Consider the following 26,417-nt stretch of genomic DNA (forward strand, 5'->3'; position numbering starts at 1 on the left):
TTTCCGGTAGGAGGGGCAGTTGGCCACAGCCGCAGAGCAAATGGCGCGAAACATGAATTTCGGCACCTTCGCGAAAGCGAAGGATCTTCAGGCCCGAATCCTGTTCACGCTCTTCATTCTCGTTCTTTTCCGCCTGGGGACGTACATCCCGGTGCCGGGTGTTGACCCAAGCCAGTTCGAGCAATTCTTCACCCAGCAACAGGGCGGTATGCTCGGTTCGCTGAACATGTTTGCTGGCGGCGCCGTCGAACGGATGAGTGTGTTTGCACTCAATGTGATGCCATATATTACGGCATCGATTATCATTCAGATGATGACCAGTGCGGTCCCTTCGCTTGAGAAACTCAAGAAGGAAGGCGAGGCCGGTCGAAAACAGATCAACCAGTACACGCGTTACTTGACCGTCGGCTTCGCCCTGTTCCAGGGGTTTGGCATCGCGATGGGCCTGTCTGGCGTTGCCTATGAAGGCATTGCGACCTGGTTCTTCGTGCTGACAGCGGTCACCACTTTTGTTGGCGGCACAATGTTCCTGATGTGGATGGGTGAACAGATCACCGCACGCGGCATCGGTAATGGCATTTCGCTGATCATCTTTGCAGGCATCATTGCTGAGATGCCGAAAGCTGTCTTCAACATGTTTGCTGGTGGCCGAGAGCAGGGCGTCAATGTCGTCTTCGTTGCTGCCGTCATTCTGCTCGTTGTCGCACTCGTTCTTTTCATTGTGTTTATCGAACGCTCACAGCGCCGCGTGCTTATCCAGTATCCGAAACGCCAGGTCGGTAATCAGATGCAGCAGGGCCAAAGCTCTTTCATGCCGCTGAAGATCAACACGTCTGGCGTCATTCCACCGATCTTTGCTATTGCAATCCTGATGCTTCCGATGACGGCTGTTGGCCTGTCGGGTGGGAACACGATGGCGGCTGGCGGAGCCGTTGAGCAGGGGCCAGGTATTCTGCAGTGGTTCGCGCTCCACTTCTCTCCGGGCAGCTGGACCTACATCATCACCTACGGTGTGCTGGTCGCGTTTTTCTGCTTTTTCTATACGTCGATCATGTTCAATCCGCAGGAAACCGCCGACAATCTGCGTAAATATGGTGGCTTTGTTCCAGGCATCCGGCCGGGCAAGAACACGGCGGCTTATTTTGACTACGTTCTGACACGTCTCACCACGATCGGCGCTGTCTACCTGGTCTTTGTCTGTCTTCTGCCGGAAATTCTGCGGCGATACGTGCCAGAGATTCCTTTCTATATAGGTGGCACCTCGCTTCTCATCGTTGTATCCGTTACGATGGATACAGTGACACAGATCCAGTCCCACTTGATCGCGCATCAATATGAAGGGCTGATCAAGAAATCGCGGCTGGGAGGAAAACGCAGACGATGAATTTGATACTGTTCGGACCACCGGCGGCCGGAAAAGGCACGCAGGCGAAACGTCTTGTCGAAGAACATGGCTACATTCAGCTTTCGACAGGGGACATGCTTCGTGCCGCTCGCGCTTCGGGGTCTGACCTCGGCAACCGGGTCGCGAAAATCATGGATGAAGGCGGGCTGGTGTCGGACGAGATCGTCATCGACCTCATCGACGAGCAGCTGTCTGTTCACACCGACGCGCCTGGCTTTATCTATGATGGGTTTCCGCGGACTGTCGGTCAGGCGCACGCGCTCGACAATCTACTCAAGTCGCGCGGCTCGCAGGTTGATCGGGTCATTCGTCTCGTGGTCGATGAAGCACAGCTTCTAAAGCGCGTGACCAAGCGTTTTGAGGAGCAGGGCCGCAAGGATGATAATCCCGAGACTTTCGCTGCGCGTCTTGATAAGTATAATCAGGACACCGCACCTCTGATCCCGCTTTATGCGGAACGGGGCATCCTTCGCGAAGTCGATGGAATGGCGTCAATTGAAGAGGTTACGCAAGGCGTCGAGAAGGCGCTGAAAGAGACCGTATAAAGCCGCATTTGACCAGTTGACGCGGCGATTTGCGGGTCTATAACGACGCACTTCGTTAAGAGGTCGGGTTCGCGCGCGCGAAGCGTTGGTTTTCGTTTCGCGCCGAGCCCGTTTTTGGCAATTTAGGAGATGAGGCCCGTGGCCCGTATTGCAGGTGTAAACATTCCAACGAACAAGCGCGTTGAAATTGCGCTTCGTTACATTCACGGGATTGGTCCGGCCAAAGCCCGCGAGATCACTGAAAAGATTGGTATTGAGGGTCATCGCCGTGTCGCTGATCTCACCGATGCCGAAGTGATCCAGATCCGCGAATCGATCGATTCCGACTATATGGTTGAAGGTGACCTTCGCCGTGAAGTTTCGATGAACATCAAGCGTCTCATGGACCTTGGCTGCTACCGGGGGCTTCGCCACCGCAAGCGCCTGCCGGTTCGTGGCCAGCGCACCCACACCAATGCTCGCACCCGCAAGGGTCCGGCGAAGCCGATCGCCGGCAAGAAGAAGTAGGACTAGACAGATATGGCTCGTGATACGACCCGCGTTCGCCGCCGCGCCCGCAAGAATATCTCTTCCGGCGTTGCTCATGTGAACTCGAGCTTCAACAACACCATGGTGACGATCTCCGACGCGCAGGGAAATACGATTTCCTGGTCTTCGGCCGGTGCCATGGGGTTCAAGGGTTCGCGCAAATCGACTCCTTACGCTGCCCAGGTGGCCGCAGAGGATGCCGCGAAAAAAGCTCAGGACCACGGCCTTCAAACCATCGAAGTCAACGTTCGTGGACCAGGTTCGGGCCGTGAGAGCGCCCTTCGTGCGCTGCAGGCTGCTGGCCTGACCATCACATCGATCCGCGACACCACACCAATTCCGCACAATGGATGCCGCCCGCCAAAACGCCGCCGCGTCTAGGCCTGAGCTTCATCCATTAACAGACTAAGGAGGCCGTGAATGGCCGATACCGCGACCAGCGTGAATGACCGTAACTGGAAAGAACTGATCCGCCCAAACCGTCCAAAGGTTGAAGCGGGCCGCGATCCGCGTCGTCATGCCAAACTCGTCATCGAGCCGCTTGAGCGTGGCTTCGGTACGACGCTCGGCAATGCGCTTCGCCGCGTGCTTCTGTCGTCCCTTCAGGGCGCAGCGATCACTGGCGTGCAGATTGACGGTGTGGTTCACGAGTTCTCGTCCATTCCGGGCGTTCGCGAAGATGTCACGACCATCGTTCTGAACCTGAAGCAGATCGCCATCGACATGGTTTCGGACACGCCGAAGCGCATGATCCTGAAGGCAGACGGCAAGGGCGAAGTCAAAGCTGGCCAGATCGAAACCTCAGGCGACGTGAAGATCCTCAATCCGGATCTGGTCATCTGTACGCTCGATGATGGCGCCTCGGTCCGCATGGAATTCACCGTTGCCACCGGCAAGGGCTATGTGCCTGCCGATCAGAGCCGTCCGGAAGACGCGCCGATTGGCTTCGTGCCGGTTGACGCAATCTACTCTCCGGTCCGCCGCGTCGGTTATGCTGTCGAAGACACCCGTGAGGGAACGGTCCTCGATTATGACAAGCTCACGCTGTCAGTCGAAACCGACGGATCGATCACGCCTGAAGACGCGGTGGCTTATGCCGCCCGCATCCTTCAGGATCAGCTGCAACTCTTCATCACCTTCGATGAGCCAGAAACCGAATCCTCTTCGTCCAGCGAAGAAACCGATCTCGGCTTCAATCCGGTTCTTCTCAAGAAGGTCGACGAGCTGGAACTGTCTGTCCGTTCGGCAAACTGCCTGAAGAACGACAACATTGTTTATATTGGCGACCTCATCCAGAAGTCCGAGGCGGAAATGCTCCGCACCCCGAACTTCGGCCGCAAGTCGCTGAATGAGATCAAGGAAGTGCTCGCTGGAATGGGGCTGCACCTCGGCATGGAAGTGCCGGATTGGCCACCAGAAGACATCGAAGCGCTTGCCAAGAAATACGACGACCACCTCTAACCGTCCGCCCGGGAGGGCGCGCAGGAGACCGAAATGGCCCACGCAATTGCACATCGCAAGCTGAACCGCACCACATCGCACCGCAAGGCGATGTTCGCGAACATGGCAGCGTCGCTCATTGAGCATGAGCAGATCGTTACGACCCTTCCTAAGGCGAAGGAGCTCAAGCCGATCATGGACAAGCTTGTGACGCTGGCAAAGAAAGGTGATCTCGCCTCTCGCCGCCGCGCCATTGCGCAGATCCGCAACAAGGAAGCCGTGCAGAAGCTGTTCGACGTCTTTGGCGATCGCTACAAGGATCGCAATGGTGGCTACACCCGAGTTCTGAAAGCGGGTTTCCGCCATGGCGACAATGCGCCGGTTGCCGTGATCGAACTGGTTGACCGCGATGAAGACGCCAAAGGCGCAAAAGACCGCGCCCGTCACGAAGCCGAACTTGAGGCGATGGACGAAGAATAGTCTGCAGACATAAACAACATCAAAGCCTCGTCAGTGATCTGGCGGGGCTTTTTTGTTTGCTCCCAGGAGCCGTCGGCGCATATCATGCAACCTTAAGGGGTAAGTGGTCTGGGCCCGGGGCACCTCATGAATAGAGCAGATACTCACCGCAAACGTCTGCGCGTCTACGCCGCTATCTTCATGGGGGCGGGCATTCTGCAGGGTCTGGCCGCGCTGATAATCTTCACTGGTGAGTCTGAGGTAGCGCCCAGTGAGGCGCTCGGCCATGCCATGGCGGGCTTGATCTATTTTTTCTGCGGACTCATGGCTTGGCACGGCTCGCGCGCTGCATGCCTCGCTATCCTATTCTGGGTCCTGACTTTCGGACTGGTTGAGATCGTGGTTGAAGGTCTCGACACCAATGCGACCCGTAATGTCATCCAGCTTCTTATCTTTGGCGGTTTGGCTTTGCGTATGTGCGTCAATGCGTTCCTTTACTGGAGAGCGGTGCATAATGACGAAACGGCGGAGCTTGTCGGCCGGCCTTGGGTCCGCCTGGCGGGGTGGATTGTGGTTCTGCCGATATCGGCATTCTTGCTGGTCGGGGTTTTGGCGTCCGTTTTACCGGGTAATGTCAGCTTTAACATCGTGAGCGGGAGCGATATCGATGCTGAACAGTTGGCATGGATGCGTCAGGAAAATCTGCTTGATGCCGAAGAGAGACCTCTGCTTTTTTATTCGGACGGTTTTTTCTCCATCAAGGAAGATGGGAACCTGCTGACCGACAAATATTTGGGATCCTGGTGGCAAGAGTCAGATGGTGAGCTCGTCTCAGCGTGGATCAGGCTCGGCGCGATTTGCAAAGTTGAGCCGTCCGAAGCCAATTCGGATTTCCGCCTCAGTGCTTACGCGGCCTATTCTGTCGACGATAGAGAGCCAGTCGTGTTCTGGCTTCCGAAAGGTGATCCGCTGCATCAGGCGTTCATTGAGCGCATCGGCTACCTCAATGCGCGTCATACAAACGCAGAGCTAAGCACCGCCTGCGAGGAGGGGCGATCGCCGGACTGGTCGCGGGTGGCAAAGCTAAACGGGTTGCCGGGGGGCGCGATCGAAGCTCATGAAATCTCCCGGTCAATCCTCAACTGGCTGCGCGGGGAAGAGTACTTGCTCACCGGGGAAGAACCACTCTGGCTGTCCTCGACCGCAAGTTTTGACCTTGAAGAGGGCGGTGTCCTCATGTCCGATTCCTATTTCGGCGGCTGGTGGCAAGAGAGCGGCGTCACAGATTCAGTCTGGTTTGCGCATGGCGGAATCTGTGAGATTGAAATCCTGGCAGAGGAATCGAATGATATCACCACCCGGTACAGAGCTTCAGGGCCGGGCAACGAAAACTATCTGAGCTTCAGCCTCCCGGCCGGGACCGAGCGAACAGAGCAGCGCATTGCTTTGCTGAGACAGGTGACAAGTGAGCGCCAAACTTCTGAACAGGCTGAGGCTTGTGCGACCGGCGTGACAAACACCGATGCGGAAGACCGAGATGAAGAGGCGGACTCCGCGCGCGTGATTGACAACTAAGACGCCCCCTGGAGCCCCAGCTGACCCTTGCTCAGAATGTTGCGCTGGATATCGTTTGAGCCAGCATAGATCGAGCCGGCGCGGTCATTGAGATATTTGGCTGATCAGGCGTCGGGCTGGCGGAATGGAAGTCGCGCACCTCGTCGCGAAACGCTTCTTCAGTTTTTGAAAATTGAAGGTTCATGGTCGGCGCCTCCCATGGTGGCACACTACCATTTTCGATCGGAGCTGCGCATTCAAGCCATGAAGTCGCGTCCGGCGCCTGAGCTGGTTCAGCGCCAGTGCGTTTTTAAAAGTGTCGCGAACTCTTCCGCGCGCTCGACAACCGACCAATGTCCGGTGTTGGCATTGCGGTGAAGCGGTACACCTGTTTCGGCGCAGAAGCGCTCAGCGGTTTCGACCGGTACGAAGGGATCGTCGTCGCCCCAGAAAACCATGCCGCGCTCAGGAAGCTTGTCCAGGCCCTGCGACCATTCTGATGCGACGGTCTTGGCCGAGCGGTAGAGTTTGAGGATGGCTTTGCGCATGTGCGGCGTCCAGTGTGAGGCTTCCTTGCGAGCCAGGGTGGCAGGCAGTCCCGCTTTGGCCAGCCCGCTGGCGAGACGCGCTTCACTCGTCAGCGCCATGAACGCTTCGCCGAGCAGTGGGGTCTGAAAGATTTTGGCCGTGCGATGCCATTTATAGTCCTTTTGAGGCAGGGCATTCGCGACGGCCCAGCTGCGCACAAGCTCAGGCCGCTGGCATGCCACCCGGATGACCAAAAGTGCGCCCCAGTCATGCCCCACCAGGTCGACAGGCGCGCCGACGGCCTCAACTTCCTGAATGAGCCAGTTCGAATAGGCTTCTTTCGTGCAGCTGAAGCCCGCTGGGGGAGGGGTGACGAAACCCGGTAAAGCCGGGGCCGAGACTGGCCCAGCTGACGGACCGAGCGCCTCGATCAACGGAGCCCACATGGCGGGTGTGTCCGGAACGCCGTGAACAAAGATGCGCATTGCTGATTGCCTCCAGGCTGCTTGCATCACTTTGAGCCTGCCGGGTCAGAATAACAAGGCGCGCGATTGCGCCTCCTTTACCCGCCGGAATGCTTGCCCTTGATGGGTATCCATTGGCATTGTGTCCGCATTGATTTGGAGGAGATTTCCCATGAAGACGCCTATCACCGAAATGTTCGGCATCGAGCACCCCATTATCCAGGGGGGCATGCATTATGTGGGCTTTGCGGAGATGGCCGCCGCCGTGTCGAACGCTGGCGGCCTTGGCATCATCACTGCGCTGACACAGAAGACCCCCGCCGACCTCGCCAATGAGATCGCGCGCTGCCGCGATATGACGGACAAGCCTTTCGGCGTGAACCTCACCTTCCTGCCGTCAGTGAACCCGCCGGACTATCCAGGGTACATCAAGGCGATCATCGAAGGCGGTGTCAAAGCGGTTGAAACGGCCGGCAACAATCCAGCTCAGGTTCTGCCGGTCCTCAAGGATGCGGGCATCAATGTCATTCACAAGTGCACGGCTGTTCGCCACGCCCTGAAGGCGCAGTCCATTGGATGTGACGCAGTTTCCGTTGACGGCTTTGAATGCGGCGGCCACCCGGGCGAAGACGATGTTCCGAACATGATCCTCCTGCCACGGGCTGCCGATGAGCTTGAGATTCCTTTTGTGTCATCTGGCGGGCAGGCCGATGGGCGCAGCCTCGTCGCATCCCTCGCCATGGGAGCGTCCGGCATGAATATGGGAACCCGCTTCATCGCCACGAAGGAAGCGCCGGTCCACGAGAATGTGAAGCAGGCGATTGTCGCGGCATCCGAATTGGACACGCGTCTGATCATGCGGCCTCTGCGCAATACCGAGCGCGTGCTGAACAATGCTGGGGTCGAGCGTCTTCTTGAGAAGGAAGAGCGGCTCGGTTCGGACATCAAGTTCGAAGACATCATTGAAGAAGTTGCAGGCGTCTATCCAAAGATCATGTTGAACGGCGAAATGGATGCCGGCGCATGGTCGTGTGGCATGGTTGCTGGCCTGATCCACGACATCCCGACCTGTAAGGAACTGATCGACCGGATCATGGCTGAGGCCAATGAGATCATCGAGACGCGCCTGCGCGGTTTCCTTGGAACGGCTGCTGCCGTACCAGCCGAATAATCGAAGAGGAGGTGCCGCTATGGCTCATATCAAGAGAAGTTGGGCCATAGCGGCTGTTTCACTGGTCGCGGCCTGCAGCACAGGCAACAGCAGCGACCCCGCATCCATTTGCACGGGTCTGCTCGCTGGCGATCCGGAGGTAGAGAGTGACCTCGCAGATCTTGGTGCGTCGGTAGAGACCTATTGCGAGTGCTACGCCACCAATATCGATACGCTCGGCGAGGAGGCGCAAACCACCGTCCTGAAGGTCAGCCAGGTCATTGCTGATATCCGGAGCGAGCGAAACGTTGGTGTCGAAGGCGCCGCCGGCATCATTGAGGACGACGCAGAGGACGCCAACGCCTCGACCTACGATATTACGAAACCCGAATTTGAGATCACTGGCCAGTTCGTCGACGGCGTGAGGTTGGTCATGCGGGACAATGACGGCCAGTGTGCGCAGGTGGACATGCGCTGATCAGCGAGCCTCGGACGCGCCGAGTCTTGCGAGCTCATCGGCGCGTTCATTTCCCTCGTCGCCAGCATGGCCTTTAACCCAGATCCACTGGATGTCGTGACGCTCGCATGCGGTCTCAAGCATCTGCCACAAATCCTTGTTTTTTACCGGTTTCTTTGAGGCCGTCTTCCAGCCATTCCGCTTCCATCCATGAATCCATTTGGTCAGGCCGTCTTTCACATAGGTGGAGTCTGTGTGCAGCTTCACCTTTGATGGCTTCTTCAGCGCGTTCAGCGCTTCGATCGCCGCCATCAGCTCCATGCGATTGTTCGTGGTGTCTGGCTCTCCGCCATGAAGTTCTCGCTCGTGGTCACCCGCGCGAAGCAATGCGCCCCAGCCGCCCGGGCCTGGGTTTCCGCTGCACGCGCCATCGGTCCAGATTTCAATTTGATTCGACATGCGTTCTCGCTCGCTTGGTTTGATCGTCACGTCAAGCGGCCGTCAGAATACGTCTGTGGCAATGTCGGGAAGCTGTTGTTTTGGCCGCACAATGGCAAGGAAGAGCGCCGCACAGATCAGCCCTGCAATCGCGCCAATCAGCCCGCCGGACAGAAACGCCCCCAGGGTCGCCGGTCCCGGCATGCCACCGCCGACTAGCCCCGTCGTGCCACCGACAAGTAGTCCGCCCCATATGGCCCCCCAACGATAGTAGGGTCCGTGCTTGCGAATACCCCGGCGCGGAAACAGGCCGATAGAGAAGAAGAGGACAATCCAGGTAATCGGCACGACGATGTAAAATAAATACCAGTTGAAGCCCGCTATCATGATCGCGATGAACGCACCGGCCATAAATCCGTTGCCAGAGCCAAACTGCGATGTCTGCATACCCGCGATCGACATGACTGATCCGAAGGTGAACGCGATGACGGCGGCGACCAGTGCAACGGTGATTGACGCGGCAATCCCACAGAGGAAACACGCAAGCGCCACGCGCCGGATGCGAATTCGCCCATCCCGATCAGCGCGATAATCGTCGTTTCGCTCGTCCCTCGTGCCGACGATCGCCCCGTTGGTGCCGAATTCCGTCATGATGTCCCTCCACCTGTCCAGCGTTGCACGGCAAGGGTGACATGAAAACCGGTCAATCAGGCAGGGGCTGGTTGAGAGGGCGGCAATTTTCAGGCACCATAGTCGCCAGCCGAAACCGCTTTGCGGTGAAAGGCGAGTTTGTCGGCGTACTCCAGCGGGTTTTTGGGGCGCACCAACGCATCGGCCGGGGTATCAGTCCAGTCGACAAGTCTTGTCAGGAAGAAGCGCAGCGCCGCACCGAGACACAGCACAGGCAGCGCGTCGCGTTCGGCGGCCTCTAATGGACGAACGCTTTCATATCCCGCGATCAGCGCGGCGCCCTTGGAGTAATTGTACTCGCTGCCATTCTCGAAGGCCCATGAATTGAGGCAGACGGCAATGTCGTAGGCCAGCACATCGCTACAAGCGAAATAGAAGTCGATGGCGCCTGTAAACTCGTCGCCAAGAAAGAAGGCGTTGTCGGGGAACAGATCCGCGTGGATCGTGCCGCGGGGAATCTGCAGGCTCTGTGGCTTGGCGTCTGCAATCGCTTTCAGATCAGACTTGATGCGCGCGGCGAGGCCGTCTTGCAGGCTGTCTGCTGTTTCGGCGCGTCCACGCCAGAGACCAGGCCAGCTCGCGGGGCCGAGAGAATTTTGCCGGCGTTGATCAAAGTCCGCCAGGGATGCATGCATGCGTGCGAGACCGGCTCCGAGCGAGCGGCATTGTGGCGCGTTAGGTGATTTTGGAGACAGACCATCCAGAAAGGTCACGATGACGGCTGGCCGGCCTTCGAGCTGCCTCAGCGCTTCTCCGTCCTTCCCGGCAACGGGGGCAGGGCACGGAAACGATTTCTGGGCAAGGTGGCGCTTGAGATCGATGAAGTAGGGCAAGTCTTTCGGGTCTGCCCGCCTTTCGAATAGCGTGAGGATGTAGCGGCCTCGGTCAGTCTCCAGATAGTAGTTCGAATTCTCCACACCCTCGGCAATGCCCTTGAAACTCCGAGCTTCGCCGAGGTCATATTCTTCCAGAAACGAGGCAAGCGCTTCATCGCTTACAGTAGTGTAGACAGCCATAGGGGCCGTCTATGCGCTCTTGGCCACCATGTCACGCTGAAGCGTACGACCGGCGAGCAAATAGTGAAGCGCTGCCCACGCATAGACACAGGCGAAAATGACGATGGCGTATTGAAGCCCCTTGCTGTCAGCGTGTGTGCACAAGGCGACAGCTTCTGCGCTGAGGTCGGCGGGCACCTTGCAGGCTTCAATCGACAGACCGAGATCCGACCCGGACAGAATATTGCTCTTGATCAGGCTGGACAGCATGCCTGAAGTGGTGGGTCCGAGCGCGAGGCCGATGAGGTTGGTGAAAAAGAGTGTGATCGCAACCGATGTGGCGCGCATACGGCTGTCCACGACTCCGCCCGAGACGGCATACATCGGGCCGAGATAGAAGTATTTCAGCAGCGCCGCGATCATCAATGGCGGCATGGTCAGCCACAGGACGTTTTGCAGGAAGCCGAACACGTAGAGCGGCACGGCGCACGCCATACCAATGGCGGGCAGCCAGGACAGCGCATTCGGGTGCCGCGATGAAATGCGGTCCGAAATATAGCCGGAGGAGAAGACGCCGATGGCGCCACACAGGCCGAGAATGAGGCTGTAATAGATCGCCGCCTCGCTAAGAGAAAGCTCATGCGTGCGCACGAAATAAGCAGGAACGAAGTGCCCAATGCCATAGCCAGCGAACGATGCAAGCGCTGCACCGATCACGACATGAATGTAGGTGGGTTTACGGGCCAGGATGCCAAGAACCTGCGCAAAGCTGGCCGGTTCGAGCTTTACGGCTTCTGGTGGGTCGGTGTAGCCGCGCGGTGGCTCCTTCATGGTCAGCATGAGAATTGTCGCCAGGATGACGCCCGGTAGGCCCACCAGGATGAAGGCGAGCCGCCAGCCTTCAAGTGATTGCCAGTCGAGCAGGCCTTGCGCCCAGCCCATTCCCGAGCTGCCAAACATGGCGTGGATGTTCTCGCCGGTCACATAGTCATTGATCCAGCCGCCAGCGACGCCGGCAATCATGGCACCGAGAGGAACGCCCAGCGCATAGATCGACACAGCCGTCGCCCGGCTTGTGGGCTTGAAATAGTCGGCGATCATTGATTGAGCCGGCGGCGTACAGCCAGCCTCGCCAATCCCGACGCAGATCCGCAAGACAAACAGCATGATGAAGCTGGTTGCCAGGCCGCACAGGACGGTCATCAGGCTCCACAAGAGCAGGGAGACGATGATGATCCATTTGCGATTGACGCGTTCTGCAACACGGGCAATCGGGATACCGAGTGTCGTGTAGAGCATCGCAAAAGCCAGCCCGCCCAGAAGGCCCATGTGCCAGTCTTCGAGTTGGAGGCTTTCCTTGATCGGGTCGTTGAGGATGGCAAGGATCGACCGGTCAATAAAATTGAAGACGTAGACCAGCAGTAGCGAGCCCAGAATGTAGGCTCGGTATCCGGCGGTCGAATACCCCTCATTTGCGCCGCCAGCGGACGCGCCGCTTACGCCTTCGCCGACCGTTGGGCCTGAAATTGCCATTGTCACTCTCCCAAATTTCCGCTGCATCCTGAATGGTCAGGCAGCGTTATTCGTCGATCCCTTCCGTGCGCATCATGCACGCAGTCCCGCCCCCTGTCTCGCAAAACCGGACCCGTTGACGGTTTTTGTTTCCTAATCGTTTGCGACCATGTCACGCTGAAGCGTGCGCCCGGCGAGAAGGTAGTGCAGGGCTGCCCAGCCATAGCCGCAGATGAAGACAATGATCGACCATTGCAGGCCGCGCGCGTCGGCGCTCTTACAGGCAGCGGCCTCATTTTCCACCAGGGTGGTGAGGTCTTTACACGCCTCGAGCGTCAGGCCGATGCCGGCGCCATTAATGAACATGGTTTTGAAGAAAGTGGACAAGATCCCGATAAGGGGTGGCCCGAGACCATATCCCAGCAGATTGACCACGAAGAGCGTGATGGCGACCGATGTTGCCCGCATGCGGCTGTCAACGACGCCGCCCGCAATGGCGTACATTGGTCCAAGGTAGAAATAGTGAAGCGTTGCAGCCGCCATGAGCGGCGGCATTGCGATCCACAGATTGTCCGCAAGATAACCCATCGCATAGAGGGGGACCGAGAGCCCCATGCCGATCGCGGGCAGCCAGGACAGCGCAGTCGGGTGTCTCATTGACAGCTTGTCCGCGAGAAAGCCTGACAGGAACACGCCGATGGCGGCCATGAGGCCAATAACGATCCCAAACAGCACGGATGCTGTCTGGATCGTCAGTTCATGCGTCCGGATCAGGAAGGATGTCGTGAACTGGGTCACGCCATAACCGACGAATGAAGCCAATGTTGCACCGGCAACGATGTGCCAATAGGTCGGCTTCGACATCAGGACTTTCAGGGCCTCGCCAAAGCTCGCCTTTCCGAGGTTTTGCAGCTTCTGCGGGTCGGTGTAGCCGCGCGGGGGTTCCTTGACGGTGAGCTTCACCAACAAGGCGATGAGCAGGCCCGGCGCGCCGACGACCACGAACGCAATTCTCCAGCCGCTGACGTTCGACCAGTCAACGCCGGAGAAAAGGCCCCCGAGACCGATGGATCCGATCCACGCCCCGAAATCCGCGCCGCTAAGCCCCGCAATCTGTCCGCCGAAGAACGATGCAAGCATGCCTCCCAGCGGCACGCCAAGGGCATAGATTGATACCGCCGTCGCGCGTGATTTCGGCGTGTAGTAGTCTGCAATGATGGACTGCGCTGGCGGTGTACATCCTGCTTCGCCAATGCTCACGCCCACGCGGAACAGGAAGAGCATGAAGAAGGACATCGCAAACCCGCAAATAGCGGTGAAAAATGACCAGAGTGCCACCGAGATGACGATGATCAGAACGCGGTTGTAGCGTTCCGCCGCGCGCGCCAGCGGAATGCCCAGAAATGTGTACAGGAAGGCGAAGGCGGGGCCGCCGAGCAAGCCCATCTGCCAGTCTTCCACGCCGAATTCGAGTTTGATCGGCTCGGTTAGAATGTTGATGATTGTGCGATCAATGAAATTGAAGATGTAGACCGTCAGCAAAGCGCTGAGCACATAGGCCCGGTAACCTTTGGTCCCGTATCCGGTATTGATCGCAGCCGGGGCTGATGTCTCCTGATCGACAGACGCCATCTCATTCCTCCCTTGGTCGCGCGTCTCACCCTTTGTTTGGATGGCGCTGCTTATTTTGTGTCAGGAAAGCAAATCGCGAGCGGCTGTACCAGAGCAAATAACCCAATCGCGAAATTAATTTCACATGTGAAGTATGCGGGTGGAAACATCCCGGACCGCGTTCAGGCGATCCGGAATGTCCAAGTGTCTGTTCTGTAGCGATGTTTACACTTCTGAGGACCAGCGATCCTTCAGGAAGTGGCGTCCCGCCATGAAGAAGCAGAAGGCCGCGACCAGGAAGAAGCAGGCTGTCGCCGCCATCGATTTGCGAAGGCCATTGCCATATGCATCGCAGAGAGCTGCTCCCGTGCCGTCAGCGGGGTCCATGCCCGCACAGAGTTGCGGGTTGAAGGTCTGGAACGCTTCGGTCAGTCCGGCAGACGCGATCTCATTGTTCATGAACATGTCTGACATCATGCCGACGAAGAGCGGCCCGATACCGTTGCCGATCAGGCTGACGAGCAGCAGAAGAACGGCAATCGTGGTCGCTCGCGAGCGTGGGCTCACAATCGATGTGCCGATTGAGTACTGGGCACCAAGATACGAGTAGTGGCAGAAGGCCGCGATCAGCCAGAGGCCGAAGGTCAGCTCGATTGTTGGGGCAAAGAAGGCCGAGATGTAGGTCGGCACCGCAATGAGCAGACCAACTGCTGGCAGCCATGCCACGACGGCAGGGAACCGGTCCGTCAGCTTTTCGGATATAAACCCACCAGCAAACGTGCCCGCTGCAGCAATACCGGCCAGCGGGGCGCCGTACAGTACGGCGGCATCCCGAACGCCGATATCATAGACCCGCTGCAGAAACGGAGCCTGGAAGGTCTGCAATCCATAGCCGACGAATGCGACCAGAGCAGCGCCGATGGAGCCCCACCAGAATGTCTTCTTCGCTCCGAATTCCTTGAAAGCTTCAAATATGCCGGCCTTCTCTATCTTTCTCGAGCTTGGCGGCTCTGTGTAGCCACGCGGCGGTTCCTTGATGGTAAACCAGAGAATGGCCGCGATAATCACGCCCGGCGCACCCACAACGATGAAGGCGATTCGCCAGCCGCCCACTTGCGACCAGTCGATGCCGGAGAACAGTCCACCAAGGCCGATCGAGCCGATCCAGGCTCCAAAATCCTCGCCCTGGATGCCTGCAATCATGCCACCAAAAACCTGAGCAAGAACACCGCCCAGCGTCACGCCCATCGAATAGATGCCAATCGCGTTGGCCCGACTTTTCACGGGGAAATAGTCGGTGAGGATCGAGTTGGCGGGCGGCGTACAGCCAGCCTCCCCAACGGCAACGCCTACGCGGAAGATGAGCAGCCACAAGAAGCCGGCGGCGACACCGCAAAGCGCCGTCATCACCGACCAGATGATGATGCAGAGCGTAATCACCATCACGCGGTTGGAGCGGTCCGCCCACATCGCGATCGGAATGCCCATGACGGCATAAAACAGAGCGAAAGGAGGTCCCGAGAGGAAGCCAAACTGGCTGTCCGTCAGGCCGAACTCGTTGATGATGGGCTGGGCTACGACCGTGATCAGTGTGCGGTCGATAAAGTTCAGCGTGTAAATCAGCATGAGGGCGATAAGGACGTAGAATCGATAACCCCTCGATCCGAAGCCTGTAATATGCCCCTGATGCTGCGCAGCGGTTGTGTCGCTCATGATGGCAGTTCTCCTCCTCAACGCCTCTCTGGGCGCCCAATTCAGTGTTGTTGACTAACATAACCTCGCTGGCAACCCTTTACTTGAAAGTGTTGCGGAAACTGCAGTTTACGTTGGTTTCGGCGGATTTCGTGGGGTCATCTGATCGCGACAGGGTTGATGATTGCCTGGACGGTTCCTTCCAGCTTCGGCACACCCAATGAGAAGAAGAACTCGGTGACCCCATCGGCCGCAAGCTCTTCAGTCACCATGTTTTCCAGGATGTACACGCCATTCTTCGCCAGGAGCGTCAGGTGGACGTCGAATGGCCGGGTCTCGTTCTCGAAGGGAATAGCCTCAACAGCCCAAGTGTCAGACCCGACCGCGACAACCCCGAGATCGGCCAGATACTGGGCACCCTCGACTCCTATGCCTGGCTCGGTTTGTTTCAGCGTATCGTTATCGGCGTTGGCGGCCATATAGCCAGTGTGAAAGATCACGACGTCGTCAGATTCGATGGTTATACCCGCAGTTTCTACAGCGGCGTCGATTTCGGCGCGATTAAAGGCGGTGCCATCGGGGACCGGATCTGCTCCGGTCACCTTCGTCATATCGAGCAGGATGCCACGCGTCGCAATCGGGGGCAGGGCATGCGTCCCGAATTGGGTGAGCCCTGCGGGCGTCACGAAATCAGCGACACTGACGCCATTATAGTATTGGTGGTCGATGCCCATATGGCCCAGCCCGTCGATCTGGCTGCCAATCCCGACCCAGACATCGACGATGTCGTCATTGCCGGTGGCGAGATTGGTGCCGAGCGGTGTGCCGGAGCCGTCCGAGAGCTGCAGAATGGTGACGTCATACTCCCGCGGACCATAGGCGGGCGTATCGCGTCCCGTGGTCATGCCGAGCGCGTAAGTCTTTCCCGTTGTGATCAGCTTTGCAGCCTCGGCCGTTTTTTCAGGCGTCAGATTATTCACTGCGCCTAGCCGATCATCCGGTCCATACTTCGACGGGTACCAGTCCGCCGCTTCCTGTCCTGTCGCACATGCCGCAAGTGCCGCTGCGCAGATTGACGCCAAGCCCAGTCTTGTCATGACCTACCTCCCTTTATTTTGTTGGTTACGACTTTGGCGATGACGCCATGCGCTGTCCAGCAAAACCAGAGCGGGAGGAGGGCGTCAGGCGGCCTTGGAGAGACGGCCTCGACCGTGCGGTTCATCCCAGTCGAGCGCAGGGCCTGCCGGATAGATCCGCGTGGGGTTCACCATGTCATGGCTCTCATAATAGTGCCGTTTGGCATGCATCTGGTTCACCGTTTCGGCGATGCCGGGCCACTGATAGAGGTCGCGCGCATAGGGCCAGAGGTTCTCATAATCGACGATGCGTCGGATATTGCACTTGAAGTGGCCGTGATAGACGAGGTCGAAGCGATACAGCGTCGTCCATAGCCGCCAGTCAGCTTCAGTCGGCGTGTCGCCAGTCAGGAAACGCGAGCGCGACAGCTTCTCGTCCAGCCAGTCGAGCGAATCGAAGAGGGGGTGAACCGCGTCTTCATAGGCCTGCTGTGTGGTCGCGAACCCGGATTTGTAAACGCCATTATTGACCGTGTGGTAGACGCGCTCATTGATCTCGTCGATCTGCTCGCGCTGGTCCTCCGGATAATAGTCTCCAGCTGTTGCACCGACGCCGTCGAAAGCTGAATTGAACATCCGGATAATATCGGCCGACTCATTGTTGACGATTGTGCCCGTCTTCTTGTCCCAGAGCGTCGGAACGGTGACCCGCCCCGTATAGTGCGGGTCGGCCTTCAGATAGACCTCATAAAGGAACTTGGACTCAAAAAGCTTGTCGCTGACGATCCCGTCCGCATCGGATTTGAAGGTCCAGCCATTCTCGCCCATGAACCAGTGCGTATAGGAGACGTCGACCATCTCCTCGAGACCTTTGAGCTTGCGGAAGATCAGCGCCCTGTGGGCCCAGGGGCAGGCATAAGAGACATAGAGATGGTAGCGCCCCGGTTCGGCCTTGAAGCCGCCGTCGCCGGTCGGGCCGGGTGAACCGTCAGCCGTGATCCAGTTGCGGAACTGGCTCTCATGGCGTTCGAATTTTCCGCCGGTCGAGTCCGTATCGTACCATTTGTCCTGCCAGATTCCGTTGTTCAGTAATCCCATTTCTTTCTCCGTGACTTTGCTACCAAACCAACTGGCGGGGCGGCGCAATGTTTCAAGCGGTCAGACTTATTCGTGGCACGCATGAAAAAGGCGGCCCGATCACTCGCGCCGCCTTTATCGATTCGGTCGTGGGAAGGGGCTCACGTCTCACCCTTTCACGCATACGACCTGGCGCAGCGTGTGCACCACGTCGACCAGCGAGGACTGCGCCGCCATCACCGCGTCGATGTTCTTGTAGGCCATCGGCGTTTCGTCGACGACGCCGCCATCCTTGCGGCATTCGACGCCTTCTGTGGCCGCGATGTGATCATCCACGGTGAAACGCTTGCGCGCTTCGGTCCGCGACATGGCCCGTCCGGCCCCGTGCGAGCACGAGCAGAACGAGTCCGCATGGCCCTTTCCGCGCACGATGAAGGATTTCGCCCCCATCGAGCCTGGAATGATGCCAAGCTCCCCGTCGCCAGCGCGCACGGCGCCCTTGCGGGTGACCCAGACATCCGCGCCGAAATGGTGTTCCTTCTCCACATAATTGTGGTGGCAGTTCACCGCGTGCTTGTCCGTCGTGAAGCTCGGGAACGTCTCCCGCAGCGCCATCAGGACGCGCGCCATCATCACCTCGCGGTTCATCCGGGCATAGTCCTGTGCCCAGCCAACCGCATCGACATAATCGTCGAACAGCGGCTCGCCTTCGACGAAGAAGGCAAGGTCACGGTCCGGCACATGATAGCCGAGGACACGCTTTTCGAGCGCGCGGCGGGCCTCCTCAATGAAGTAGGTCCCGATCCGGTTGCCCGTCCCGCGTGAGCCGGAATGCAGCATCACCCACACATCGCCCGCCTCATCAAGACAGAGCTCGATGAAGTGGTTGCCGCCGCCCAGCGTGCCGAGCTGCATGGTGTAGGTCTTCGACGCGATTTTCCCGTGACGCTCACGGATCTTGTCGAACCGCTCCATCAGCTTCGATGCCTTGAGGCGGCTTTCCACGGTCGCCGGCACGTACTTATGGCTTCCGCCCTTGCCGTTGCCGACCGGGACGGCCCGCTCGATACCGCGCCGGATGCCTTTCAGGCTGTCGGGCAGATGCTCCGCCTTGAGGCTGGTCCGCACCGCCATCATGCCGCAGCCGATGTCCACGCCGACGGCGGCCGGGATAATGGCGCCCTTGGTCGGGATCACCGAGCCAACGGTTGCGCCGCGCCCGAAATGCACGTCCGGCATCACAGCGAGGTGGGAATGGACGAACGGAAGCCCCGCCACATTCTCCAGCTGATCGCGCGCCTTCGATTCGACCGGCACGCCTTTTACCCAGGCCTTGATCGTCCCGCCGCGTGCGGTCTCGATCACTTCAAAATCACTCATTGGTCTTTCAGCTCAATGTTGAGCTCTCCTTTTTCCAGAGAACCCTCCACGCGGCAGTCTGATCGGGCGAGAGAAAGAAAAAACCCTCCAGGCTGAAGCGCGTGGAGGGTGCGTATGAACCGGTTTCCCGGCTGGGCTGTTCGTCAGCCCGTCATCCAACATCCTCCATAGGCATGGGTTCGCACCCCTGTGGCAGGGCGGCGACATATGCCTTCAGATTAAAGTCGCGCTGCGTCATTGCCCGCTCCTCGTCGTTAAATGAGGGCGGGCTAATGACAGGATGTCGCAGGCTGGTCAAGCGGTGCTGGAAAAGATTTTATCTGAAACCATCCGACTGTGGCACATGAGTCACGCGACCCGCGCGGGCCGCGTCAGGTCTTCGGCTTTTTCGGCTTCTTGCGCTTGGGAGGCTTGCTAGCCGTAGCGTCGAATCGGTGATCATGTTTCTTCGGCTTGGAGCGCTTTGGGCGATCACCCGGTGCATTCTTGCTGTCGAATGACGTCGCTTCGCGCGGCTTGCCTGGACCTTCATCCGGAGACCATTCGGCCCGGTGTGGCTTCGGTTTGGGGCCCTTGCGATGCGGCTTCCTATCGGCTTTGGGAACAATCCGTGCGGTGGAAGGCGCTGAGCGTCCGGGTGGCTGGTCGCCCTCACGCCAGGCCGTAATCGATTTCTCGATCCGCCCTTCAGGGCCGATAACGGCAAAGAAACTCTCGACGCTGTCGGGTCGCAGCTCGACCCGAGAGTGACTGTCCTCAATCCGGATTGCGCCAATCTGGCTGCGGTCCAGACCACCGGATTTGCATAGCATCGGCAACAACCACCGCGCTTCGGCGCCCGACTTGCGTCCAACCGATATGTTGATCCAGACGCCATTGTCGAAATCATCGCGCGACTGGCGGGGTTCGCGTCGCTCACGCGCAGCGCGAGGCTCGCGCGGACCTTTTTTGAAATCATTGTCGCGGCCACGGCCCGTATCTTCGGGCACAGGCATCAGGTCTTCGGGCGCAGAGCGTTTGGCGCGCTGCGACGCCACGAAGGCCGCAGCGACCTGCTCGGCACCGTGCCGCTCGATGAGCGCAGCGCCCATGGCGAGATCAATGTCGTTCGCTGTTTCCAGCATCAAGGGATGTTCCAACAAACGCTGATCGTCACGCCGTTCAATGTCGGCCGCGCTCGGTGCATTGGTCCAGTTCGCTTCGACATTCGCATCGGCCAGTAACCGGTCAATCCGGCGACGAGCCTTGAACGGCACAATCAGGACGCTGACGCCCTTGCGCCCGGCCCGGCCCGTCCGACCGCTGCGGTGAAGCAGGCTTTCCTTGTTGCTTGGAAGGTCGGCATGAATGACCAGGTCGAGTTCCGGCAGATCAAGGCCGCGCGCGGCAACATCCGTTGCCACACAGACATTCGCCCGCCCGTCGCGCAGAGCTTGCAGGGCATGCATACGCTCTTTCTGGCTGAGCTCGCCCGACAGCGCCACGACACTCAGACCGCGATTGTGGAAGCGCGCCAGAAGGTGGTTCACATTCGCGCGGGTCTTGCAGAAGACCAGCGCATTGCTCGCCTCATGATAGCGCAGCACATTGATGATCGCGTTTTCCGCGTCGGCAGGTGCTACGACATGCCCGACATATTCGATGTCGATGTGCTGGTCGGTCTCTGAAATCGTGTTCACGCGAACCGCATCGCGTTGGAAGCTCTGGGCGAGCCGCGCAATCGGCTTCGACACCGTGGCAGAGAAGAGCAGGGTGCGGCGATCTTCCGGCGCGGCCTTCAGGATAATCTCGAGCTCGTCGCGAAAGCCCATGTCGAGCATTTCGTCGGCTTCATCAAGAACAACGACTTCGATCTGGTCCAGCGCGAGCGCGCCGCGATTGATATGGTCGACGAGACGCCCTGGCGTGCCGACGACGATATGCGCGCCGCGCGACAGGGCCCGGCGCTCGTCGCGCGCATCCATGCCGCCGACACATGAGACGACGGATGCGCCGGCTTTCGCATAGAGCCAGCTGATTTCCCGTTCCACCTGGATCGCCAATTCCCGTGTTGGCGCAACGACAAGAGCGCGCGGCGAAGACGCTGCTGGCAGGCGCGCTGCGTCGCCGAGCAGGGCCGGCGCCATTGCGATGCCGAAAGCAACCGTCTTGCCAGAGCCCGTCTGCGCCGAGACGAGAAGGTCATGGCTGGCGAGGTCAGGATCGAGCATGGCTGACTGTACGGGGGTCAGGCTGTCATAGCCGCGTTCGGCAAGCGCCTCGCCAAGTGCGGGCGCAACGGCTGTTTGATGAGTCATGAAGGTCGTCTTTCAGGAAACCGTTTGCTGGCCGCTCAGCTCAGGCGGCCTGACGACGGATGGCATTCACTGCCGCTCCGGTCTGTCGATGTCGCTCCCATAAGCCCATTCTGACAGAAACACCACGTCCTCAGTCACATTTGCTGCGCGAGGTTCAGATCAGGCCTTGGGACCGAAAACTCAGAACGCCGGAACGGGCGGCGATAAGGTGGTCGTGGACGCTAATGTCCAGCGCATCAAGCGCATCGATGATTTCCCGCGTCATGTCGATATCGGCGCGAGACGGCGTTGGGTCCCCCGATGGGTGATTATGCACAAGGATCAGACTGGAGGCCTGCAGTTCCAGCGCACGTCGCGCGATTTCGCGCGGATAGACCGGCGCATGATCGACCGTGCCGTGCCCCATGACCTCGTCGGCGATGAGTTGGTTCTTGCGATCGAGGAACAGGACACGGAATTGCTCGCGGCCTTCATGCTGCATCTCCTGCTTTACATAGGTCTGAAGCGCGGACCAACTTGAAATGACGGTCCTGGCCTGAAGGGTTTCACGGCTCGCGCGAGCGCCAATTTCAGACGTCGCTTTCAGGTAAGCGGCGACCGTCTCGCCAACACCCGCGACTTTCGTCAGATCGGCCGGCCGGGCTGCCAGAACACCGCTGAGAGACCCAAATCGCGTTATCAATGCCTTGGAAATCGGCTTCACATCCCGGCGAGGAATGAAGGCGAAGAGCAGCGTCTCCAGCAGTTCGTAATCCTCAAGCGCACCCGCGCCGCGCTCCACAAGCTTGGTTCGCAGACGCTCTCTGTGGCCTTGCCAGTGCGGCTTGGGTGCTGAGAAGGGCCGGGCACCATCAAGGCCAAGCAGGGGGGCTTCTTCAACGGAACGCATGATCACTCCCAATCAAGGAATGTTCTTTTTATGTTCCAAGCTCTTGAATGCGTCAACCCCAATGAGGGGCGCTTATTTCTCGACCGTATGCGGCTTGTGCCAGCCCTTCGGTGAGGTCGTGAAGATTTCCACGCCGTCCTCGGTCACGCCGACTGAATGCTCATACTGAGCTGAAAGCTGGCGGTCGCGCGTGACGGCCGTCCAGCCATCCGGCAGGATCGCCGCATCCTTGCGCCCGATATTCAGCATGGGCTCGATCGTGAAGAACATGCCAGGCTTCAGTTCCGGGCCGGTTCCAGCGCGGGCTGAATGCACGACATTGGGTTCATCGTGGAAGAGCTGGCCGAGGCCGTGGCCGCAAAAGTCTTCAACGACGGACAAACGGTTTTTGGCAGCGATCGATGAGATAGCCGCGCCGATATCACCAAAGCGATTGCCGGGCTTCACGGCCGCAATACCGGCCATCATCGCGTCATAGGTCACATCCATCAGACGTTCGGCTTTGCGTTTTGGGGACCCGGCCGCGTACATGCGAGAATGGTCGCCGTGCCAGCCGTCCACGATGACGGTGACGTCGATATTGGCGATATCGCCATCCTTCAGGGGACGATCTCCGGGAATGCCGTGACAGATGACATGGTTGAGTGAGATGCACGAAGCGTGGCGGTAGCCGCGATAGCCAATCGTCGCTGATTGCGCGCCGTGATCGTAAACAAATTCGCGGATAAGATTGTCGAGATGGGTTGTCGTGACGCCTGGCTGGACCTCCGGCACGAGCATGTCGAGACACTCTGCGACAAGGCGTCCGGCCTTACGCATGCCTTCGAAACCCGCGTCGTCATGAATCCGGATTTCTCCGGTCCGCATTGGCATGAGGAGGTCTGCTTCAGTCATCAATTCGGCCTTTCATCAGGCGCCAATATGCCATCGCCGGGTTAAAAATTCCACCGGCGCTGTACCGGCGACTGCACTTTCCCAAAACATGCGTAAGGCCTAGGCTTGCTGGCAAAAGATATGATCGGAGGAAAAGTCATGAATGGGCATGTCGCATAACAGGTGTTTGCGCGGTTTGAAGCCCGGCCACTGAAGCCGCAGATAGGCCTTTGTTCCAGGCATAGAAAAAGCGGAGCTGTGGCGCCCCGCTTCTTCAGATGAGTTGACGTCCCCGCCCTAGGCGAGATTTGCGTCCAGTGTAATTTCGATCGCACCCAGCGCCTTCGACATCGGGCAGCCCTCCTTGGCTTTCGTCGCCAGTTCCTTGAACTTGGCTTCGTCGATGCCCGGAACCTTGCCTGTTAGTGTCAGCGCGGAGGACTTCACTTCGAAGCCGCCATCGACCTGCTCGACAGTGACGACAGATTTCGCATCAAGGTCTTCGGCGGGCGTGCGATTATCGGCGAGGAAGTGCGAGAGCTGCATGGCAAAACACCCGGCGTGCGCGGCTGCGAGCAATTCTTCCGGGTTCGTGCCGGACTTGCCGCTTTCGTCTTCAAAACGGGCTTTGAAGCTGTACCCGTGGTCTTTCAGGGCGCCGCTTTGTGTATCGATCGTGCCTTTGCCCTCACCAAGTGAACCGGACCAATGGGCTGTTGCGTGACGTTTCATGATATCTCCTGTTGTGGGTTGTCATGAAAACAACGTGGCGCTCGCTCCTAAGTTTCAGGGCGCGGCCCGGCTCGTCTGCAAATGATCGTGATCAGATCGAGTTGATGAATGAAACGAGCGCCGTATTGACCGCATCAGCCTCTTCCTGCTGCACCCAATGCCCGGTCTCCGGAAGCAGCGTTACGCCTCTGAAGTCGGTACAGACCTTGCGCATCATTTCATCCAGCTGCTCGGCATTTCTTCCACCGAGGACCACGTCCTGCGCCCCAGCGATGAATTTCACCGGGATGTCGATCGTCACGCCTTCCAGGTCGGCCGTTGTTTTCCAGTTGCGGTCCAGATTGCGATAATAGTTGATGCCACCCCGGAAGCCGGCTTTCTCAAATTGCTGGACATAATAATCGAGATCGGCGGCCGTCAGCCATTCCGGGCGCTCTTTCAGCTCGCCCAATCTTGGTATCCACCCGCCGGCAGACATTTTCGGGTCGGTCACCTTCGGAGGAAAGCGGGGGCTGTCGGGTGAGCGGTAGAGGCGGCTCAGAATCGCCCGGGGATCTGCGTCGAATTCCGCTTCGGCGACGCCCGGCTCCTGGAAGTAGAGCATGTAATAGAAATTGTCGCCGTAAACCTTGTTCAGAATGGTCGTGGGCGCTGCTGCGCCTCGTCCGCCATAAGGGACAGAGAGGGCAGTGAGAGACTTGAAGCGGTCTGAATGCATGTGAACGGCGTTCCATGAGACCACTGCGCCCCAGTCATGTCCGACAAGATGGGCTTTTTCCTCTCCCATCGCGTCGATGATGCCGACAATATCGCCAGCGAGGTGATGTATGTCGTAATCCGCAATCGCTTCAGGCGCATCGGTGCCGCCATAGCCGCGCATGTCTGGCGCCACGACATGGTAACCCGCCTCAGCAAGCGCTTTGATCTGATGGCGCCAGGAATACCAGCTCTCAGGCCAGCCATGGGCCAGAATGACGAGCGGTCCGTCGCCCATCTCCGCGACCCGCATATTGATCCCGTTGACCGTGATCGTCCGCAAGGTCGGCTCTGCTTCGCTTGCAGCCACATGTTGGCAGCTGGCGGAGATCATCGCGGCGGCCGAAATGCCGTAAAGCACATGGCGCCTATGGATTTCTGGTGTTGTCATTTCATCCCTCCCAAATGGAGCTGGCAATCTGCGACCCGCCCAACTTCTTTTGCTTTCGATCTTGCTCAGCGTCCCGCACTAAGTAGATGTAGCTGTATATACAAAACAAGGGGAGGCTCGGCTAATGGCCATATCTAATCGCAAATCATTCCTTCTGTCGTGCGCAACATCGCTGGCGTTTCTGGCGACGGCTTGTGCGGCGGCGCCTGCAGGCGGTGAAGGCGCCGTACAGTCGGCGGCCTGGCCGCCTCTGGGACAGGTTGAAGACGCCAGCGACTTTGATCCTGCCGGTCTCGATGCCCTCGCCGCGGCCATGCAGGGCTTCGTTGATGACGGCCATGTGATCGGCATGCAGACCTTGCTCGTGAAGGATGGCGAGACCGTCCAGTACGGGCAGTATGGCGTCCGGCACGTCGCCAATGACGAGCCTGTCCAGCCAGGGACGATGTATCGCATCTATTCGATGACGAAACCCATCACGGGCGTCGCTTTGATGCAGCTTTATGAAGACGGCGCCTTCGAGCTCGATGATCCGATCACAAAGTACATTCCGGGGTTTGAAGACCTGCAGGTTCTCGCCGGTACGAACGATGATGGCACACCCAAACTGGAGCCCCTCGAACGGCCTGCCACCATGCGGGAGCTGATGAGCCATACGGCCGGCTTTGCATACGGCCTTGGCGGCAATGATTACGCCAATGAGCAATTCCGTGAGCAGGAAGTGCTCCGTTCGCCAGATCTCGAAACGCTGATCGACAAGGTTTCCGGTATTCCGCTGCTCTATCAGCCGGGTAAGACGTGGTATTATTCGGTGGCCGTCGATATTCAGGGTTACCTGGTTGAAAAGCTGTCCGGCATGCCGTTCGGCGAGTATCTCGACGCCAACGTTTTCACGCCGCTCAACATGGATGACACCGGCTTCTACGTGCCCGAAGAAGAGTATGACCGGCTCGCCGACCTGATGGCCTACTATGAGCCCGCTGGTGGCTTCGTCCCGTCGCGAAGCGAAGGCACGCAGTTTCGGCAAAGCACGATCCCGTTTGAGTCGGGCGGCGGCGGCCTCGTATCCACGATTGATGATTATGCGCGCTTTTGCCAGATGCTGCTCAATGGCGGTACGTTGAGCGGAAACAGGGTCATCGATGCCGAAACCATTGCGCTGATGACGACTGACCAGCTGCCGGAAGGGGCCGGCACAGGGTTCGATGGTACGCAGCGTGACCCGAACGCTGGTGAGCCGCACAAATTCGGCCTCGACTTTGGTCTCATCACCGACCCGGTCGCCATGAAAAGTCCTGCTGGTCAGGGCACGTTTTACTGGGGCGGTGCAGCCGGTACATGGTTCTGGATCGACCCGGAAAACGACCTCTTCTTCATCGGTATGATCCAGCGCTTCGGCGCTCTGCCCGGTGAACAAGCTGATTTTCGCGGCGAATCGATGCGTCTGATCTATGAGGCGCTTGAAGAATAGGGCGGGC

General features: G+C 58.7%; 25 protein-coding genes. 10 read left to right on the forward strand and 15 right to left on the reverse strand.

From position 1 onward, the window contains the following. Positions 1–19 precede the first annotated feature (19 nt). The 7 genes from secY (at position 20) to WNY37_RS08740 (ending at position 5,952) form a co-directional block, all read left to right on the forward strand. Positions 20–1,384 (forward strand): preprotein translocase subunit SecY, encoded by a 1,365-nt coding sequence (gene secY / locus WNY37_RS08710; RefSeq protein ID WP_342973072.1) that lies wholly within the window; start codon positions 20–22, stop codon positions 1,382–1,384. Continuing rightward, the gene (locus WNY37_RS08715; RefSeq protein ID WP_342973073.1) at positions 1,381–1,950 is read left to right on the forward strand and encodes an adenylate kinase; all 570 of its coding nucleotides are present in this window, start codon (positions 1,381–1,383) and stop codon (positions 1,948–1,950) included. The genes secY and WNY37_RS08715 overlap by 4 nt, the downstream gene beginning before the upstream one ends. Positions 1,951–2,079: 129 nt before the next feature. Next, on the forward strand, positions 2,080–2,457 hold the full coding sequence (gene rpsM, locus WNY37_RS08720; RefSeq protein WP_342973074.1) for a 30S ribosomal protein S13: 378 nt from the start codon (positions 2,080–2,082) through the stop codon (positions 2,455–2,457). A gap of 12 nt (positions 2,458–2,469) precedes the next feature. Next, entirely contained in the window at positions 2,470–2,859 is a 390-nt protein-coding gene (gene rpsK / locus WNY37_RS08725) for a 30S ribosomal protein S11 (protein WP_342973075.1), read from the forward strand. 60 nt (positions 2,860–2,919) lie between these two features. Further along, positions 2,920–3,939: a DNA-directed RNA polymerase subunit alpha gene (locus tag WNY37_RS08730; protein ID WP_342974886.1), complete on the forward strand. Its 1,020-nt coding sequence runs from the start codon at positions 2,920–2,922 to the stop codon at positions 3,937–3,939. 33 nt (positions 3,940–3,972) lie between these two features. Beyond that, complete coding sequence (gene rplQ / locus WNY37_RS08735; protein WP_342973076.1) at positions 3,973–4,398, forward strand: 50S ribosomal protein L17; 426 nt, start codon at positions 3,973–3,975, stop codon at positions 4,396–4,398. A gap of 126 nt (positions 4,399–4,524) precedes the next feature. Beyond that, positions 4,525–5,952: a hypothetical protein gene (locus tag WNY37_RS08740; protein ID WP_342973077.1), complete on the forward strand. Its 1,428-nt coding sequence runs from the start codon at positions 4,525–4,527 to the stop codon at positions 5,950–5,952. A 272-nt stretch (positions 5,953–6,224) separates the two neighbouring features. On the opposite strand, the gene WNY37_RS08745 is transcribed toward WNY37_RS08740, so the two are convergent. Beyond that, complete coding sequence (locus WNY37_RS08745) at positions 6,225–6,944, reverse strand: alpha/beta hydrolase (protein WP_342973078.1); 720 nt, start codon at positions 6,942–6,944, stop codon at positions 6,225–6,227. Positions 6,945–7,095: 151 nt separating this feature from the next. Between WNY37_RS08745 and WNY37_RS08750 the strand changes: the two genes are divergently transcribed. Both WNY37_RS08750 and WNY37_RS08755 read left to right on the forward strand, forming a co-directional pair. Then, positions 7,096–8,094 (forward strand): nitronate monooxygenase family protein, encoded by a 999-nt coding sequence (locus WNY37_RS08750; RefSeq protein WP_342973079.1) that lies wholly within the window; start codon positions 7,096–7,098, stop codon positions 8,092–8,094. Positions 8,095–8,113: 19 nt separating this feature from the next. Continuing rightward, positions 8,114–8,551 (forward strand): hypothetical protein, encoded by a 438-nt coding sequence (locus WNY37_RS08755; RefSeq protein ID WP_342973080.1) that lies wholly within the window; start codon positions 8,114–8,116, stop codon positions 8,549–8,551. Here the strand turns inward: WNY37_RS08755 and rnhA are convergent, their stop codons facing one another. From rnhA to WNY37_RS08825, 14 genes are all read right to left on the reverse strand, one after another. Further along, positions 8,552–8,989, reverse strand: coding sequence for a ribonuclease HI (gene rnhA, locus WNY37_RS08760; protein WP_342973081.1), 438 nt, complete (start codon positions 8,987–8,989; stop codon positions 8,552–8,554). 42 nt (positions 8,990–9,031) lie between these two features. Next, a complete protein-coding gene (locus tag WNY37_RS08765) occupies positions 9,032–9,619 on the reverse strand; it encodes a hypothetical protein (protein ID WP_342973082.1) in 588 nt (195 codons plus the stop codon). An 89-nt stretch (positions 9,620–9,708) separates the two neighbouring features. Further along, complete coding sequence (gene thrB / locus WNY37_RS08770) at positions 9,709–10,674, reverse strand: homoserine kinase (protein WP_342973083.1); 966 nt, start codon at positions 10,672–10,674, stop codon at positions 9,709–9,711. A 9-nt stretch (positions 10,675–10,683) separates the two neighbouring features. Further along, the gene (locus WNY37_RS08775; protein ID WP_342973084.1) at positions 10,684–12,186 is read right to left on the reverse strand and encodes an MFS transporter; all 1,503 of its coding nucleotides are present in this window, start codon (positions 12,184–12,186) and stop codon (positions 10,684–10,686) included. A gap of 132 nt (positions 12,187–12,318) precedes the next feature. Then, a complete protein-coding gene (locus WNY37_RS08780) occupies positions 12,319–13,797 on the reverse strand; it encodes an MFS transporter (RefSeq protein ID WP_342973085.1) in 1,479 nt (492 codons plus the stop codon). 204 nt (positions 13,798–14,001) lie between these two features. Further along, positions 14,002–15,489: an MFS transporter gene (locus tag WNY37_RS08785; RefSeq protein WP_342973086.1), complete on the reverse strand. Its 1,488-nt coding sequence runs from the start codon at positions 15,487–15,489 to the stop codon at positions 14,002–14,004. A gap of 137 nt (positions 15,490–15,626) precedes the next feature. Then, on the reverse strand, positions 15,627–16,565 hold the full coding sequence (locus WNY37_RS08790) for a cyclase family protein (protein ID WP_342973087.1): 939 nt from the start codon (positions 16,563–16,565) through the stop codon (positions 15,627–15,629). 84 nt (positions 16,566–16,649) lie between these two features. Beyond that, positions 16,650–17,642 (reverse strand): glutathione S-transferase family protein, encoded by a 993-nt coding sequence (locus WNY37_RS08795; protein WP_342973088.1) that lies wholly within the window; start codon positions 17,640–17,642, stop codon positions 16,650–16,652. A gap of 147 nt (positions 17,643–17,789) precedes the next feature. Then, on the reverse strand, positions 17,790–19,001 hold the full coding sequence (locus WNY37_RS08800; protein WP_342973089.1) for an RtcB family protein: 1,212 nt from the start codon (positions 18,999–19,001) through the stop codon (positions 17,790–17,792). 371 nt (positions 19,002–19,372) lie between these two features. After that, positions 19,373–21,298 (reverse strand): DEAD/DEAH box helicase, encoded by a 1,926-nt coding sequence (locus WNY37_RS08805; RefSeq protein WP_342973090.1) that lies wholly within the window; start codon positions 21,296–21,298, stop codon positions 19,373–19,375. 154 nt (positions 21,299–21,452) lie between these two features. Next, positions 21,453–22,187, reverse strand: a complete 735-nt coding sequence (gene radC, locus WNY37_RS08810; protein WP_342973091.1) for a DNA repair protein RadC — start codon at positions 22,185–22,187, stop codon at positions 21,453–21,455. Positions 22,188–22,259: 72 nt separating this feature from the next. Next, positions 22,260–23,081, reverse strand: a complete 822-nt coding sequence (gene map / locus WNY37_RS08815) for a type I methionyl aminopeptidase (RefSeq protein ID WP_342973092.1) — start codon at positions 23,079–23,081, stop codon at positions 22,260–22,262. Positions 23,082–23,357: 276 nt separating this feature from the next. Beyond that, a complete protein-coding gene (locus WNY37_RS08820) occupies positions 23,358–23,792 on the reverse strand; it encodes an OsmC family protein (RefSeq protein ID WP_342973093.1) in 435 nt (144 codons plus the stop codon). Between the two features lie 91 nt (positions 23,793–23,883). Further along, on the reverse strand, positions 23,884–24,939 hold the full coding sequence (locus WNY37_RS08825; protein WP_342973094.1) for an alpha/beta hydrolase: 1,056 nt from the start codon (positions 24,937–24,939) through the stop codon (positions 23,884–23,886). A 124-nt stretch (positions 24,940–25,063) separates the two neighbouring features. Here WNY37_RS08825 and WNY37_RS08830 point away from each other — a divergent pair, with 124 nt between their 5' ends. Continuing rightward, positions 25,064–26,410 (forward strand): serine hydrolase domain-containing protein, encoded by a 1,347-nt coding sequence (locus WNY37_RS08830; RefSeq protein WP_342973095.1) that lies wholly within the window; start codon positions 25,064–25,066, stop codon positions 26,408–26,410. Positions 26,411–26,417 lie beyond the last annotated feature (7 nt).

The sequence above is a fragment of the Henriciella sp. AS95 genome, assembly GCF_038900055.1.
In the GTDB taxonomy this organism is placed as follows: Bacteria; Pseudomonadota; Alphaproteobacteria; order Caulobacterales; family Hyphomonadaceae; genus Henriciella.

Coding starts and splice junctions, on each gene's coding strand:
- WNY37_RS08715 (WP_342973073.1), top strand. CDS start 1,381: ATGAATTTGATACTGTTCGGACCACCGGCGGCCGGAAAAGGCACGCAG.
- rpsM (WP_342973074.1), top strand. CDS start 2,080: ATGAGGCCCGTGGCCCGTATTGCAGGTGTAAACATTCCAACGAACAAG.
- rpsK (WP_342973075.1), top strand. CDS start 2,470: ATGGCTCGTGATACGACCCGCGTTCGCCGCCGCGCCCGCAAGAATATC.
- rplQ (WP_342973076.1), top strand. CDS start 3,973: ATGGCCCACGCAATTGCACATCGCAAGCTGAACCGCACCACATCGCAC.
- WNY37_RS08740 (WP_342973077.1), top strand. CDS start 4,525: ATGAATAGAGCAGATACTCACCGCAAACGTCTGCGCGTCTACGCCGCT.
- WNY37_RS08745 (WP_342973078.1), bottom strand. CDS start 6,944: ATGCGCATCTTTGTTCACGGCGTTCCGGACACACCCGCCATGTGGGCT.
- WNY37_RS08750 (WP_342973079.1), top strand. CDS start 7,096: ATGAAGACGCCTATCACCGAAATGTTCGGCATCGAGCACCCCATTATC.
- WNY37_RS08755 (WP_342973080.1), top strand. CDS start 8,114: ATGGCTCATATCAAGAGAAGTTGGGCCATAGCGGCTGTTTCACTGGTC.
- rnhA (WP_342973081.1), bottom strand. CDS start 8,989: ATGTCGAATCAAATTGAAATCTGGACCGATGGCGCGTGCAGCGGAAAC.
- WNY37_RS08765 (WP_342973082.1), bottom strand. CDS start 9,619: ATGACGGAATTCGGCACCAACGGGGCGATCGTCGGCACGAGGGACGAG.
- thrB (WP_342973083.1), bottom strand. CDS start 10,674: ATGGCTGTCTACACTACTGTAAGCGATGAAGCGCTTGCCTCGTTTCTG.
- WNY37_RS08775 (WP_342973084.1), bottom strand. CDS start 12,186: ATGGCAATTTCAGGCCCAACGGTCGGCGAAGGCGTAAGCGGCGCGTCC.
- WNY37_RS08780 (WP_342973085.1), bottom strand. CDS start 13,797: ATGGCGTCTGTCGATCAGGAGACATCAGCCCCGGCTGCGATCAATACC.
- WNY37_RS08785 (WP_342973086.1), bottom strand. CDS start 15,489: ATGAGCGACACAACCGCTGCGCAGCATCAGGGGCATATTACAGGCTTC.
- WNY37_RS08790 (WP_342973087.1), bottom strand. CDS start 16,565: ATGACAAGACTGGGCTTGGCGTCAATCTGCGCAGCGGCACTTGCGGCA.
- WNY37_RS08795 (WP_342973088.1), bottom strand. CDS start 17,642: ATGGGATTACTGAACAACGGAATCTGGCAGGACAAATGGTACGATACG.
- WNY37_RS08800 (WP_342973089.1), bottom strand. CDS start 19,001: ATGAGTGATTTTGAAGTGATCGAGACCGCACGCGGCGGGACGATCAAG.
- WNY37_RS08805 (WP_342973090.1), bottom strand. CDS start 21,298: ATGACTCATCAAACAGCCGTTGCGCCCGCACTTGGCGAGGCGCTTGCC.
- radC (WP_342973091.1), bottom strand. CDS start 22,187: ATGCGTTCCGTTGAAGAAGCCCCCCTGCTTGGCCTTGATGGTGCCCGG.
- map (WP_342973092.1), bottom strand. CDS start 23,081: ATGACTGAAGCAGACCTCCTCATGCCAATGCGGACCGGAGAAATCCGG.
- WNY37_RS08820 (WP_342973093.1), bottom strand. CDS start 23,792: ATGAAACGTCACGCAACAGCCCATTGGTCCGGTTCACTTGGTGAGGGC.
- WNY37_RS08825 (WP_342973094.1), bottom strand. CDS start 24,939: ATGACAACACCAGAAATCCATAGGCGCCATGTGCTTTACGGCATTTCG.
- WNY37_RS08830 (WP_342973095.1), top strand. CDS start 25,064: ATGGCCATATCTAATCGCAAATCATTCCTTCTGTCGTGCGCAACATCG.